We start from the raw sequence: 13454 nt of genomic DNA, 5'->3' as shown, positions 1-13454 counted from the left end.
GAGATGCATTTCATCGGAGTGCCCCGTCCGCAGGCCTCCCCGGGCCCCCTCGTGAGCCGCCCGCGCGCGGCCGTCATCGGAGCCGGGTTCGGCGGTCTCGCGCTCGCGATCCGGCTCCAGGCCGGCGGATACGACGTCACGCTCCTCGAGAAGCGCGACAAGCCCGGCGGGCGCGCCTATGTCTACGAGGACCAGGGCTTCGTGTTCGATGCCGGCCCCACCGTCATCACGGACCCGTCCGCTCTCGAGGAGCTGTGGCAGCTGGCGGGGCGGCGGATCTCCGACCATGTCGAGCTCCTGCCGGTGAGCCCGTTCTACCGGCTCGAATGGGAGAGCGGTTACGGCTTCGACTACGTCAATGACCAGGACGAGCTGGAGCGGCAGATCGCGGCCAAGAGCCCGCCCGACGTGGAGGGCTACCGACAGTTCCTGCGCTACTCGAACGAGGTCTTCGAGGAGGGCTACCTCAAGCTCGGCACGGTCCCCTTCCTGAACTTCCGCGACATGGTCCGGGCCGGGCCGGCCCTCGCCAGGCTGCAGGCCTGGCGCAGCGTCTATTCCATCGTGTCGCGCTTCATCCGCGACGAGGAGTTGCGGCAGGCGTTTTCGTTTCACACGCTGCTCGTCGGCGGCAATCCGTTCAACACGTCCTCGATCTACGCGCTGATCCATGCGCTGGAGCGGCGCTGGGGCGTCTGGTTTCCGCGCGGCGGCACCGGTGCGCTGGTGCGCGGCATGGTGCAGCTCTTCGAGGAGATCGGCGGCACCGTGCGGGTCAATAGCGAGGTGGACCGGATCGAGGTGGCGGCGGGCCGGGCCAAGCGCGTGACCTGCCGCGACGGCTGGTCGGAGGAATTCGACGCCGTCGCGTCGAATGCCGACGTGGTCCATACCTACGGCCATCTCCTCCGCGACGAGGCCCGCGGTCGCGCGGAGGCGAAGCGCCTGACGAAGAAGCGCTTCTCGATGTCGCTCTTCGTGATCTATTTCGGCCTGCGGCGGCACCGGCCGGAGCTTCAGCACCACACCGTGCTGTTCGGTCCGCGCTACCGTCCTCTCATCGACGAGATCTTCCGGCGCGAGACCCTGGCCGACGACTTCTCGCTCTACCTGCACTCGCCCTGCGCGACCGACCCGTCGCTCGCCCCGGAGGGCGCCGGCTCCTTCTACGTGCTGGCCCCGGTGCCGCATCTCGGCACGGCCCCGATCGACTGGGATACGGAGGCGCCGCGCTACCGGGACCGCATCCTCGACTATCTGGAAAAGCGCTGCATTCCGGGGCTCCGGGAGGATCTCGTCACGGTCCGGACCTTCTCACCGACGGATTTCCGCGACACGCTGAACGCGCATGTCGGCTCAGCCTTCTCGCTCGAGCCGATCCTGACCCAATCGGCCTGGTTCCGACCGCATAACCGGGATGGCGAGATCCCGAACCTCTACATCGTGGGGGCCGGGACTCATCCGGGCGCGGGCGTGCCGGGCGTGATCGGCTCGGCCAAGGCGACCGCCGGGCTGATGCTGGCGGATGCCGGGCTCGCGCCGTGAGCACGCTGGCGACGGTGGCGGCGGCCTCCGAGTCGATCCGCACGGGATCGAAAAGCTTCGCGGCGGCATCGCGGCTGTTCGACCCGCGCATGCGGGAGAGCGCCGTGATGCTCTACGCCTGGTGCCGCCATTGCGACGACGTCATCGACGACCAGCAGCTCGGGTTCCGCCATGCGGGGCAGGGCGCTGACAAGGCCTCGGTGAGGCTCGACCGGCTCGAGGCGGCGACGCGGGCCGCGCTCGCGGGCAAGCCGACGGACGAGCCTGCCTTCGCGGCCCTGCAGGAGGTCGTTCGCCGCCACGCGATCCCCGAATGGCAGCCGCTTCAGCATCTTGCCGGGTTCCGGATGGACGTCGAGGGCCGGCGCTACGAGACGCTCGCCGACATGCTCGACTATGCCTACCACGTCGCCGGGATCGTCGGCGTGATGATGGCCGAGATCATGGGGGTGCGCGAGCCGGCCATTCTCGATCGGGCCTCGGACCTCGGCATCGCCTTCCAGCTGACCAACATCGCGCGCGACATCGTCGACGATGCGGGGGCTGGCCGGGTCTATCTGCCTTCGGCTTGGCTCGCCGAGGCAGGCATTCCGCCAGGGGACGTGGCGGACCCGCGCAACCGGGAAGCGCTCGCCGGGCTGGCGTCGCGCCTCGTCGCGGAGGCCGAGCCCTATTACGCCTCCGCCGCTGTCGGGATCAGGCATCTGCCACCCCGTGCGGCCTGGGCCGTCGGTGCCGCGAGCCGCATCTACCGTGCGATCGGGACCGAGATCACCCGACTCGGTCCCCGCGCCTGGGACCGGCGGGTCTCCACGTCCGGGCTGGCGAAGCTCGGCCACGTCGCGGCCGCCGGCCCGGCCGTGCTCGGCCGGTTCAGCCGGGATGAGCAAACCTCGCGCGCCCGGCTCTACCGGCGCCCTCGCCAGGCCTGAAGCCGCTCGCTTGGGTGACGACGCGGCCGGACTGTTTCGATCCGGCTACGCGTAGGCCACCCAGCCGCGCCAGGTGAAAGCGGCATAGAACAGGCTGACATCCGAGAAGCCCGCTTCGCGGAGGAGCGCCTCGTCCGTCTCGGGGCTGAGCAGGTTGAGACGAGCGTCGACGGCAGAGCGTGCATTCCGGGCCAGGTCCGGATCGACGCCCGAGGCTGCCGCAAAGGCTGCGTAGCGGTCGAGCCAAAGCCCGCGCTCCCCGCCGCCTTGTGGAAAGCTGGCATGGGCGGCCACGAAGGGCGCGCCCGGCTTGAGACGGCGTCGGATCTCGGCCTCCGTGCGCAGCCGCTCTTCCGCTGGCAGAAAATGCAGGGTCAGCAGACAGGTGGCGGCATCGAAGGGACCATCGGGAGCATCGTCGACATAGCCGCGGTGAAGACGCACCCGAGACGCCAGGGGGCCGAGCGTCCGCTGTGCCTGGATCAGCATCTCGGCCGCAGGGTCGACGCCGTCGAATGTCCAGCCCGGATGGGCCTCGGCAAAAGCCTTGAGCTCCAGGCCACCGCCAGCCCCGACCACGAGAATACGAGCATCCTGTGCGGCCCGCTCCGCCAACAGGATGGTGGTCATGCGATGCAGATCGGCAAAGCCGGGCACGAAACGTGGCGGGTTTTCGGCGTAGCGCGCAGCAGCCTGCGGGTCGGAGAATGGGTCGAGAAGCTCGCTCATAGGGCTCCAATGTCTGCTGGTTCGATCGACGCATTCGACTTCGCGGAGGGCAGAGACTGTGCAGGCCTCGCGGTCGGCCCACGCATCGTCATGCCTGAGAGGGATGCGCGTTGCTGGTCTCAGGAGAGCCGGACGTGAAGCATCTACGCTCGTACCGACGGCGCGAGAGGAAGCTCATGCCTGAGAGCGGCTCCCGACATCGGCGCCCTCACCCGCGACGCTCGGCCGTGACCGGACCGAGGGAAGCCGCCACCATGGAACGTTCGGGTGTTCGTGGTGCTCGTGGTGGTAGCCGAAATGAAAGCAGCTGAGGAGCGAGGCGAGCCAGGAATATTCGTTCGACCGCGCCCGGTGCGTGTCCCCGAACGGCTCGTCCTCGTGCCGGTGAGGCAGGTAGGTGCCGAAATAGAAGAGCTGCGCCGAGGACAGGATCGCCGGCACGCCCCAGAACACGGCCATGTTCACGGGCGAGGCCCCGAGTACGACCACATAGGCCAGGATCAGGCCTGAGAGGATCGCGAATTCCCGCCAGCTGAAATAGCGCCGGAAGAAGGCCACGTACCAGCGCCAGAATCCGCGCGGCTCGTCGGCGTGGAAGTCCGGGTCGTCTTCCGTTCCCGAATGCCGATGATGGGCGAAATGCTTCGTGATCAGCCGGTCGAAGGAGAATCCAGCGTAGAGGGCGAGGCACAGCCGCCCGACGGCCCGGTTCAGGCGCGGCCGGAACGGCGCCAGCGAGCCGTGCATCGCGTCGTGCGCGATGATGAACAGGCCGACATTCAGCCAGCATTGCAGCGCGACGAGGAAGGGTGCCACGAGCCAGCCTTCCGCCGTCCAGCGGTGCAAGAAGACGCCGTAGAGATGCGTGGCGAGCCAAGCCAGGATGACGAGGGCCGCCAGCGAAAGGCCGATCGCCATCTGGCTAAGTGAGCCCCCGCCCCGGACGGGCATCGACGCGATCCGGCTCATCCCTGGACCTCGCGTCCGGTGTCGGGCCGCGCGCCGCGGCCGTGGCGAAGCCTCTCTCGCAGCCGGCGCACGGGCGGAGCGTAGAGGAAACCGAAGGACACGCAGCCTTCACGCCCCTCGACGGCATGATGCAGGCGGTGCGCCTGAACGAGGCGCTTCAGATACGGGTTCTTGGGCACGTGGCGGAAGGGCCAGCGCTGGTGCACGAGGCCGTCATGGACCACGAAATAGAGGAGGCCGTAGACGCTCATCCCGACCGCGACCCAATAGAGCCAGCCGAAGGTTTGAGAGGCGTAGAGGAAGAGCGCGAAGGCGAAGGCGCCGAACACGACCGCGTAGAGATCGTTCTTCTCGAACACGCCCTCGTGCGGTTCGTGATGGGAGCGATGCCAGCCCCAGCCCGGCCCGTGCATCAGGTATTTATGGGTGAGCAGGGCCACGCCCTCCATGGCCACGACGGTCCCGACTACGACCACGATGTTGACGAGAACCGACATGGCCACTCCGTTCCTGCCACGAGGTGGTGATCGGAACCCGGGATGTCACGCCCTGGCGACGGTCGCCGACGCCGCGCGCGGCCGGTCGAACCCACCCGCGAAGATTCCGGCGACGAAGGATGCGAGGTCACCGTCCGGGTTGAGCCCGTCCAGCGCCCGCTCGAGGTGGGTCCTCAATCGCTCACCGGCTTCGGCCCTGCCGAGGAGGCCGACGAGGGTCGTTCGGCCGGCATCCTCCGCCGGAGCGTCGAGGGATGCCTCGCCGTCCTCGAGGTCGTCCAGGATCTGGAACGCCTGGCCGAGATGGGCCCCGAAGCCGCGCAGCGCCTCGCCGCCATGTCCCGATGCCGGCTGGGTCGCCTCCGCCATCTCGACGGCGGCGACGAAGAGGGCGGCGGTCTTGCGCTGGTTCGCCTGGCTGACATGGTCCACGGGCCGGGTTCGGGTCGGAATGCGGAGATCGGCATATTGCCCGCCGGCGAGACCCTCGGTTCCGATCGCCATGGCCAGGATCGCGCTGACCCGGGCCCGGGCCGCGCTGTCCAGCGCCGCAGAGGTCGCGACCGTACCGAAGGCAGAGGCCAGGAGCGAGACCGATGCCAGGATCGCGACATCCTGGCCGAAGCGGATGTGGGTCGAGGGCCGGCCTCGCCGGGTGGCGGCATCGTCCATGGACGGCAGATCGTCGAGGACGAGCGAGGCCGCGTGCACCATCTCGAGGGCGCAAGCCGCATCGAGCGCCGACAGATCGTGTCGGCCGAGCTCGTCGCAGGCGAGGAGGACGAGGAGAGGCCGGATCCGCTTCCCCGGCGCCAGCAGCGCGTAGCGGACCGCCTCGCTGAGGGCGTTGCCGCGGTGTTCGGGCGGGGCGAGGTCGTGCAGGCGGCGCTCGACGGCGCTGCGAAGCTGGGAGAGTCGCGAACGCGCCCGGGGGGCTCCGGCCGGCGCTTCCAGGACGGCCGCGTTCGCCATCATCGGAGGCTGGGCCTGGAGATATCTGTCATGCCGTCAGGGTGACGCCCCGGCCCGGCTCCTGGCAAGGCTTCCCGCAGAATCGTGAACGATGCGACTGACCGGCTGTCAGGCGACCCGCCGGTTCATCTCGTCCGAACCGCTGCCGCGATGGCGGAGCTCGGAGATCATGCCGACGATCTGCTGAGGCTGGTAGGGGGTCCGGATCGAGGGCGCGCCCTTGACCTTGCCGGCCTCCGGAATCCGGAACGGCATGCGCGAGGTGTAGATCACGTCCATGCGGGGATTGACAACGCGGGCGGCCTTCGCGACCGCGAGGCCCGAAACCTCCCCGCCGATATCGGCGTCCACGACCAGGATGTCGATGCGGCGGTCGCCGGAGAGGGCCGCCATGGCCTCGGCTCCGTCCTTCGCCAGCAGCGGCTCATAGCCATACATGTTGAGGCCATTCGCCGTGATCTGGCGCGTCAGGCCATCGCTTGCGACGAGAAGAACAGTCAGTGTCCTGGCCACGGCATCACCTCAATGTCTTGACGTCTTACGAAGATCGCTCGATCGGTGACCTCGCCTGTTCCGGCTGGTAAACGATGCGTTGACTTGACCCGTCAAACGCTAACGGAGCGTTAAAAATCTCTGCATCCTTGGGGTGGCGCGCGAGGACGTGTTCAACCGGACACAGAAGCGGACGCGAGATGCGTGCCGGACCGGGTCGGCCAGCCGCCGTGGAAGCGCGAGGTCCGTCCGGGCAGCCCGACGATCCTCGCCGAAGCCCTCGCGTCGGCCTGCACCGAACCGTCGGCCAAGCTTCGGCGTTGTCGGGATGCTCAACCAAGGGAGAGCTCGAATGAGAACGATGTTGCTCGCATTCGCCGCCGCCGCCGCGATCGGGGCTGCGACCGGCGCCGCCGAAGCCCGGCCGCTCCGGACCGTCGTCTACGCCGCGCCACTTCCGGCCGGCCTCTCGGCCGACGAGATCCTGGACTACCGCATGGAGCAGCTGGAGCGCCGCCAGGAGATGGAGCGTGAACGGCTCCAGTTTAGCCAGCGTGTCCAACGCCGCGCCCTCGACGCCGACGAGGATTGATCCAGCCTCGCGTCCCAGCATACGACGCGACGCTTCTCCGCCCCGGCTTCGATCCGGGGCGGACCTTCTTCGGCCGACGGAAACGGCCTCGGTTTCGGGCCCCGTAAGCACCCCGGAGCCGGCCCTTCTGTGTCCTTTCCAGGCGTCATCCGTCGTGGGCGCGTGCCTCGCTTTCGGCGAAGTTGCGATCCAGGTGTCGCCTGGACGACCGAGCGCCGACGATGCACGGACGACCCTTGCGCCTTCCCGCCATCCTGCTCGCCCTCGCCCTGTCTCTGCCGGCCTCGGCCGACGACCGCAGCGCATGCGGCGACACGACGGGCCCGGCGGCGATCGCCGCCTGCGACCGGGCGATCGCCTCGGAACGGTTTTCCGGCATCGATCTCGCCAAGCTGCACACGAATCGCGGCGTCGAGCGCAAGCGCGCCGGTGATCTGGATGGCGCCCTAGCCGACTACACGGACGCCATCCGGCTCAACCCGACCGACCCCTTCGCCTTTAACAACCGCGCCAATACGCGGCGGGACAAGGGCGATCTCACGGGCGCGATCGCGGATTACGCCGAGGCCCTGCGGGTCCATCCGGGCTATACCGGCGGCTACGTCAACCGCGGCCTGCTTCACGAGCGCTCGAGCGCCTGGGCGCTCGCCCGCGCCGATTACACCGAGGCGATCATGCGACCGCCGAAATACGCCAACGGTCGCGGCGGCCAGGAGATGGCGCGGCAGAGGCTCGCCGCGATCGCCGGCCGTTGAGCTGAACACGGCGGCGGGTAGGTCTCGAGGTCGGATCGATCGGGAGAGGGTTCGCGTTCGGTATCGAAACCGCTCCTCGGGCGTTGGCTTCGCATAACGGGACGGCGCGCCGCCGCCCGTTCGGTCCGTCGATCCTCGACAGATGACCCCTTCGGAGAATTCGCATGCAGCTTGCCAAAGGCGCGACGGTCGCCGTCGCCGACGGAGAGAAGTTCAACCTGTTCCGCAACACGGGCGACGAGGCCAATCCGAAGCTGACCGCGCTCGCCAGCCCGGATGTCGACAACGACAACAAGAGCTCGGGGACACGCCACCACAGCAGCTCCGCCAATCCGGACGGCGGCCAGATGGAGGAGGACAGCTTTGCGGCCGGAACCGCCGCCGTGCTGAACCGCCAGGTGCTGGCCGGCAAGATCAAGGATCTCGTGATCATCGCCGCCCCCCGGACCCTCGGCGAGCTGCGCAAGCACTACCACGCCAAGCTGTCGGACGTGCTCGCCGGCGAGATCGCCAAGGACCTCACGGGCCATTCCGTGAAGGACATCGAGAAGACGATCGCGGCTGCGTAGGCAGCGTCCACGCGGCCAGGCGGGGCGGGGATGGCGCAGGCTGATCGCCGCCCTGCCGAAGGGGCAAAGCCGACCTCTGTCCCGGCGCCCCATCCGTCACACGGATGATATGCCCGGCGACGACAAGGCGGCGGTCTTCCGGAGCCGAAACCATGCTCACCCGCCGCACCACCCTCCAGGCTTCCCTCGCGGGCGCGCTCGCGGCGTCGACCGGCGCCTTGCCCGTTGCCGCGCAGGACGGGCCCTTCCGCTTCGGCATCATCGCCGATCCGCAATATGCGCCGGTTCCGCCGAACCTCGCCACCAAGCGCTATTACGCCAACAGCCTCTGGAAGATGCAGGAGGCGATCGCGGACCTGAACGGGCACGATCTCCGCTTCGTCGCCACGCTCGGCGACATCATCGACCGGCATTGGGAAAGTTTTGGCCACATCCTGCCGCTCTACGACACGCTGAAACACCCAAAGCTCTTCCTGCTCGGCAACCACGATTACGAGGTCGGGCGTGAGTTCCTGCGATCCGTCGTCCGCACCGTCGGCATGCCGAACACCTATTACGACGTGCCGGTCGGCGGCTGGCGCTTCGTCGTCATCGACGGCAACGACGTCACCACCTTCGCGCCGCCCGTCGGCGACCCGCGCCGCGAGCTCGCGGCCGAGCGCCTCGCCGCCCTGAAGGCGGCAGGCGCGCCGAACGCGCAGAGCTGGAACGGCTCGCTCGGCGATGCCCAATATGCGTGGCTGACGGAGACGCTCGAGAGGGCGAGGGCGGCCCGCGAGAACGTCATCGTGCTGAGCCACTACCCGGTCTATCCGGCCAACATCCACAACCTGTGGGACTCTCCCAAGCTGGTCGACCTCCTGACGAGCTACGACAATTTCGTGGCCTTCTTCTGCGGCCACAACCACGCCGGCAATTACGGCGAGATCGGCGGGCGACACTTCCTCAACTTCAGGGGCATGGTCGATACGCCGACCACCACCGCCTATTCGGTCGTCGAGATCCACCCGGACCGGATCGAGATCCTGGGCCGCGGCCGCGAGGAGAACCGGACGCTCACCATCCGGGCGCGGGCGTAGGGTTTTTTCTGCGGGCTTGCTCGCGGGGTGGAGCTTCGAGGCGGGCTGCTGCGCAGCCCGCCTCGAGCATGACGCCGGTCATGGGTGAGGGGCCGGAGGGCGGGCATGGTTCGGCCCGATAGCATCATGCTGGAGAGGCTGGGTTGCGCCAGCCGAAGTCCAGCTTATATTCCTAGTATGCCTCATCGAGTTCCCCCGCTGCCGCCCGGCTACGTGCCTCCGGCGCGAGCGCATTTTCGCCGCGGCAAGAATTGGCGGCGCTACGTCCCGGATGTCGTCGAGCGCGTGCGAGAACTGATCGAGGGCACGACCTGGCCGGAGGCCGCAATCGCCGAGCGGGTCGGAATCGCGGTCGCGACCGTCCACGGCTGGAAGGTGCGGCGGGGCTGGCGGCAGCCGCCCGATGCCTCGGTCTCGACCCGCAAGGTCGGGATCGAGCGCGCCGGATTCACCCGGCGCTGGCGCGAGGCGCTGCGAGACCTCGAAGCGCTCGCCTTCGCCGAGGCGGCGCGACTGGCTGACGAGGAGCCGGTCGACCAAGCCGCTCTCTCGCGCGCGGTCGCAATCATCGTCGCCGCGCAACGCGCCGCCCGCCCACCGCGGCAATGGTCGAATGCTCCCGGACGGCGCCCCGCTCCCGGAGACACCCACGCTCCTCATCCTGAGGTGCCGAGCGAAGCTCGGCCTCGAAGGACGCACCCGTCAGCCGCGGGGGTCGAGCGCCGCCTGCTTCGGCCACGTCAGTACGAGGAGGGTTGATGATGACCTGGGGCGAGGGGCTGGTCCGGTTCTCCGTCCGTCCGATCGGCGGGCAGGGGCAGCCCTACGGCGACGACGTGGTGGCGCAGGCCCGCGAGCTGGTCGAGACCACGCGGCTCACCCAGAAGCAGATCGGCGCCCGGATCGGTGTCTCGCACATGACCGTGTGCCGCTGGGCGCGGGCCGGCGGCTGGATGCGGCCGCGCGGGATCGGCCAGCCGCCGGACGCGCGCAGCGACAGCTTTCGGGCCATGCAGCGCTTCGAGACCCGCACGCGACCCTGGCGCCTCCTGCGGCGCGCGGAAGTCCTCCTCGCCACTCTGCCGGCCCGCGACGGCCGCGACCTCGGCAGGCTGGAGCAGGCGCTGCTCTGGCTGGAAGAGGCCGGAGCGATGCACGCGGAAGGGCCGGGGCCGAAGCGGATCGCCCGCAACCCGACGCCCGTTCCACCCGGCTCTTCATCCTGAGGTGCCGGGCGAAGCTCGGCCTCGAAGGACGCAGACGGCCTCCGCCAGGACCCCTCTCCCGGGTGGGAGAGGGCGGACTCGGGCGGCAGCCCGAGCCGGGTGAGGGCAGGACGTCGCGGATGTGCTTCCAGGGTCCGACCCTCACCCCGGCGCCTCCGGCGCTCGACCCTCTCCCACTCGGGAGAGGGTGTGCCCGGCTGGTGTGCGCCGCGAGCAATCTCAGGTTTGTCGTACCCGTTCATTGCCCATTGCGGGCAACGGGAAGCGGATCGGCCGGCTCGTTTCGCGGACCCAACGCGCTGATGACGTCGACCCACTCACTGCGCCATCCTGAGGAGCGAGCCTCCGGCTCGCGTCTTGAAGGACGTACACGGTAGGGCGTGCTTCGAGACGGGATCGCTTCGCGGCCCTTCTCAGCAGGACGCCGGTGGTGGATCGAGGTGAAGCAGGCCTCGGCGGAGACGGTTGACGGCGTCATGCTGAGGAGCGGGCCGGAGGCCCGCGTCTCGAAGCACGCACGCCATGCCATCCTGGGCCTACCTGCTCCGCTGCGCCGACGGATCGTACTATGCCGGCTGCACCACCGATCTCGACACGCGAATCGGCGAGCATCAGGCCGGCGAGCGTCCCGGCTATACGGCCACGCGGCGTCCGGTCGAGCTGGTTCGGGCGGAGGAGTTCCAGGACGTCGGCGACGCGATCGCGGCCGAGCGGCGCATCAAGGGCTGGTCGCGTGTGAAGAAGGAGGCGCTGATCGCGGGGGATTGGGCGCGGATCAGCCGGCTTGGGTCGCGGGCCCGTTGCGCTGACGAGGGTGATCCACCCACCGCGTCATCCTGAGGAGCGAGCCTCCGCCTCGCGTCTCGAAGGACGCACAATGGTGGTGAGTGCTTCGAGACGGACCGCTTCGCGGCCCTCCTCAGCATGACGCCGGTGGTGGAAGTTCGGTCGGACCCGGTGGGCTTCGACTCCGGCCCAGACACGACTCCACCCAACGGCGTCATGCTGAGGGGCCGGCCAAAGGCCCGCGACTCGAAGCACGCACGCCGGCTGAGCCTATCTTTGTAGAGCGCTGCGGAAACGTGGTCCGTGCTTCGAGACGCGCCCGCCGGCTCCGCCGCCAAGCGCTCCTCAGCATGACGCCTGCGGTGATGCCAGACGGCCGTTGCGATCCACCGGGCGAGAGGCAGCGTCTGGAAGCAAGCAGAACGAGCAGCTCTGATCGATCTTGCTAGGCAGGGCCGGCGCCAGCGGCCCGCCCCTCTGCGTGCGGATTGTCTGCCTCTATTTGCTGTATTTGTGTGTCCGAATCCATTCCGCCAGAAACTTTCTGACCGAAGTCGCTTCCCATGTTTCTCAAAGGGCGAAGACCGTCCGGAAGCACAAAACTGCCGCTCGATTCGAAGCTTATAAGCCAAACGCCGGTAGATATGAGGGTAATCACGCCAAGCGCCGTCGCAGCAACGATTTTCGCCATCGACAGGATCGACCAAATACCCGTCGCGTATACGTCATAGCCGATCAGAGCAACAACCGCAGCCGCCGTAGCGAGGCCGGCTGGCGCAAGAATAACCCTGCCGAAATTGCCGTTCCTCGCAAATGTCAGTTCCGTGGGGCGAGGGCCGCCCTTTATGCCTTTGATGGAGCCGACAAGAAGGGGGTAGGGTTCATGGCCGCGTCTATCGGCTCGGTCGTATGTTAGATCCAGTACAATTCCGTCATCATTGTCTAAAAAATCAAAATCGATAATCGCGTAGTGGTGATCTGCGCTGAGCGTAACCGAGGCACTAATGGATGGACGACTCTGCTGAGATAATGATGCCGTCAGTATGATCGCACGTTCGGAACCATATCTGAGCGGGTCACTTGCGGAGATATCCGAGTTGTTTATCGTTTCAGTGCCGAAATTCCAAATGTAGGCTGACTCCGATATCGGCTCGAATACGTCTTGCCCGTCAAACGTGATTCTGAATCGCTCTGTCCTCTCATAAGAGTACGACAGAAAACGGCGCTTCGTGCTCGCGTAGCACAGGCCGCGAACGGGCTGTGCCTTCCGAAAGTATATAAATGTAAACAGCCACCCGAAGAAGATGCCGACTAGGGTTAGCGCGATTGCTAGATTCTGATCGGTAGTCAAGTAGGTCATCGCTTTCGGTTTTCAGAAAACGTCTGGATATCTAACTACACCCCGTCGTCGACCCACACGTGTCGCACTTCAAACACGTCCCATTCCGGACCAGCGTGAAGTTCTGGCACTCGGGGCACGACTCTCCCTCGTAGCCCTTCATCCGCGCCTCGCTCCGCCGGTCGGCGGCCGTGGCCTGGGCGGCTGAGGCGCGGGAGGCCGGCGGGGCCTCGGCCACAGTGAGCAAGCCGAGTTGGCCCGTGCTCGGGTCGACCGGCGCCTCGGGTTCGGCCTTGAGCGCGGTCGCGCCCAGGGTGGCGTAGCCGCCGGTGCTCGTGCCGCGGCCGCCGTCGAGGACGGTGAAGCGGTCGGTCTTGCCGCGGACGAAGCCGGACGAGACCGGGGAGGGGGCGGCCATCGGCGCGGTCTCGCGCGATCCGTCCCCCGAGCCGCCGCCGGCGATCGAATCGGCGCGGCCCTCGCTTTCGCCCGAGCCGAGCACGTCGTGGCCGATCTCCTCAGGGTTCACATGGGCGAGGTCGGTGCGGCCGAGATAGGAGACGGCGAGTTCGCGGAAGACGTAGTCGAGGATCGAGGTCGCGTTCTTGATGCGCTCGTTGCCGGAGACGAAACCCGCGGGTTCGAAGCGCGTGAAGGTGAAGGCCTCGACATATTCCTCGAGCGGCACGCCGTATTGCAGGCCGAGCGAGATCGCGATGGCGAAATTGTTCATCATCGCCCGGAAGGCCGCGCCCTCCTTGTGCATGTCGATGAAGATCTCGCCGAGGCGCCCGTCGCGGTATTCGCCGGTGTGGATGTAGACCTTGTGGCCGCCGACCACCGCCTTCTGGATGTAGCCGGTGCGGCGGTCCGGCATGCGCTCGCGCTTGCGTACCTCGATCTCGACCCGCTCCACCCGCTCGATCACCCGCTCGACGATGCGCTCGGCGATCTGGGCCGTGCGGGCGGCGG

The 13454-nt window shown here is 67.9% G+C and carries 15 protein-coding genes and 1 pseudogene; 9 read left to right on the top strand and 7 right to left on the bottom strand.

Annotated features, from left to right (window positions below; all coding sequences use genetic code 11):
• Window positions 1–3: 3 nt before the first annotated feature.
• The gene (locus tag ACFE87_RS19795; protein WP_375461379.1) at window positions 4–1545 is read left to right on the top strand and encodes a phytoene desaturase; all 1542 of its coding nucleotides are present in this window, start codon (window positions 4–6) and stop codon (window positions 1543–1545) included.
• Window positions 1542–2477, top strand: coding sequence for a phytoene/squalene synthase family protein (locus ACFE87_RS19790; RefSeq protein ID WP_375461378.1), 936 nt, complete (start codon window positions 1542–1544; stop codon window positions 2475–2477). The genes ACFE87_RS19795 and ACFE87_RS19790 overlap by 4 nt, the downstream gene beginning before the upstream one ends.
• Before the next feature lie 45 nt (window positions 2478–2522).
• On the opposite strand, the gene ACFE87_RS19785 is transcribed toward ACFE87_RS19790, so the two are convergent.
• The 5 genes from ACFE87_RS19785 to ACFE87_RS19765 form a co-directional block, all read right to left on the bottom strand.
• A complete protein-coding gene (locus ACFE87_RS19785; RefSeq protein WP_375461377.1) occupies window positions 2523–3206 on the bottom strand; it encodes a class I SAM-dependent methyltransferase in 684 nt (227 codons plus the stop codon).
• 174 nt (window positions 3207–3380) lie between these two features.
• Window positions 3381–4175, bottom strand: coding sequence for a fatty acid desaturase (locus tag ACFE87_RS19780; protein WP_375461376.1), 795 nt, complete (start codon window positions 4173–4175; stop codon window positions 3381–3383).
• The gene (locus ACFE87_RS19775; protein WP_375461375.1) at window positions 4172–4672 is read right to left on the bottom strand and encodes a sterol desaturase family protein; all 501 of its coding nucleotides are present in this window, start codon (window positions 4670–4672) and stop codon (window positions 4172–4174) included. Before ACFE87_RS19775 ends, ACFE87_RS19780 begins: the two co-directional genes overlap by 4 nt.
• Window positions 4673–4717: 45 nt before the next feature.
• Entirely contained in the window at window positions 4718–5647 is a 930-nt protein-coding gene (locus tag ACFE87_RS19770; RefSeq protein ID WP_375461374.1) for a polyprenyl synthetase family protein, read from the bottom strand.
• A 105-nt stretch (window positions 5648–5752) separates the two neighbouring features.
• Window positions 5753–6157, bottom strand: a complete 405-nt coding sequence (locus ACFE87_RS19765; protein ID WP_375461373.1) for a response regulator — start codon at window positions 6155–6157, stop codon at window positions 5753–5755.
• A gap of 331 nt (window positions 6158–6488) precedes the next feature.
• On the opposite strand from ACFE87_RS19765, the gene ACFE87_RS19760 reads away from it, so the two are divergent.
• From ACFE87_RS19760 to ACFE87_RS19730, 7 genes are all read left to right on the top strand, one after another.
• The gene (locus ACFE87_RS19760) at window positions 6489–6728 is read left to right on the top strand and encodes a hypothetical protein (protein ID WP_375461372.1); all 240 of its coding nucleotides are present in this window, start codon (window positions 6489–6491) and stop codon (window positions 6726–6728) included.
• 236 nt (window positions 6729–6964) lie between these two features.
• Window positions 6965–7483 (top strand): tetratricopeptide repeat protein, encoded by a 519-nt coding sequence (locus ACFE87_RS19755; RefSeq protein WP_375461371.1) that lies wholly within the window; start codon window positions 6965–6967, stop codon window positions 7481–7483.
• A 164-nt stretch (window positions 7484–7647) separates the two neighbouring features.
• Window positions 7648–8052, top strand: a complete 405-nt coding sequence (locus ACFE87_RS19750) for a host attachment family protein (protein ID WP_375461370.1) — start codon at window positions 7648–7650, stop codon at window positions 8050–8052.
• 152 nt (window positions 8053–8204) lie between these two features.
• Window positions 8205–9131 (top strand): metallophosphoesterase, encoded by a 927-nt coding sequence (locus ACFE87_RS19745; protein WP_375461369.1) that lies wholly within the window; start codon window positions 8205–8207, stop codon window positions 9129–9131.
• Window positions 9132–9308: 177 nt separating this feature from the next.
• On the top strand, window positions 9309–9890 hold the full coding sequence (locus ACFE87_RS19740) for a hypothetical protein (RefSeq protein WP_375461368.1): 582 nt from the start codon (window positions 9309–9311) through the stop codon (window positions 9888–9890).
• Window positions 9890–10357: a hypothetical protein gene (locus tag ACFE87_RS19735; protein WP_375461367.1), complete on the top strand. Its 468-nt coding sequence runs from the start codon at window positions 9890–9892 to the stop codon at window positions 10355–10357. The genes ACFE87_RS19740 and ACFE87_RS19735 overlap by 1 nt, the downstream gene beginning before the upstream one ends.
• 522 nt (window positions 10358–10879) lie before the next feature.
• Window positions 10880–11197, top strand: a complete 318-nt coding sequence (locus ACFE87_RS19730; protein WP_375461366.1) for a GIY-YIG nuclease family protein — start codon at window positions 10880–10882, stop codon at window positions 11195–11197.
• A gap of 391 nt (window positions 11198–11588) precedes the next feature.
• Here the strand turns inward: ACFE87_RS19730 and ACFE87_RS19725 are convergent, their stop codons facing one another.
• Both ACFE87_RS19725 and ACFE87_RS19720 read right to left on the bottom strand, forming a co-directional pair.
• Window positions 11589–12503, bottom strand: a complete 915-nt coding sequence (locus tag ACFE87_RS19725) for a hypothetical protein (RefSeq protein WP_375461365.1) — start codon at window positions 12501–12503, stop codon at window positions 11589–11591.
• A 31-nt stretch (window positions 12504–12534) separates the two neighbouring features.
• Window positions 12535–13454, bottom strand: a pseudogene (locus tag ACFE87_RS19720) (vitamin B12-dependent ribonucleotide reductase); the annotation flags it as partial.

Origin of the sequence: uncultured Enterovirga sp. (assembly GCF_964242715.1) — a bacterium.
Taxonomy (GTDB): domain Bacteria; phylum Pseudomonadota; class Alphaproteobacteria; order Rhizobiales; family Beijerinckiaceae; genus Enterovirga.
The sequence above is the reverse complement of the archived record's forward strand: the minus strand, read 5'-3'. Positions and strand labels throughout refer to the sequence as shown.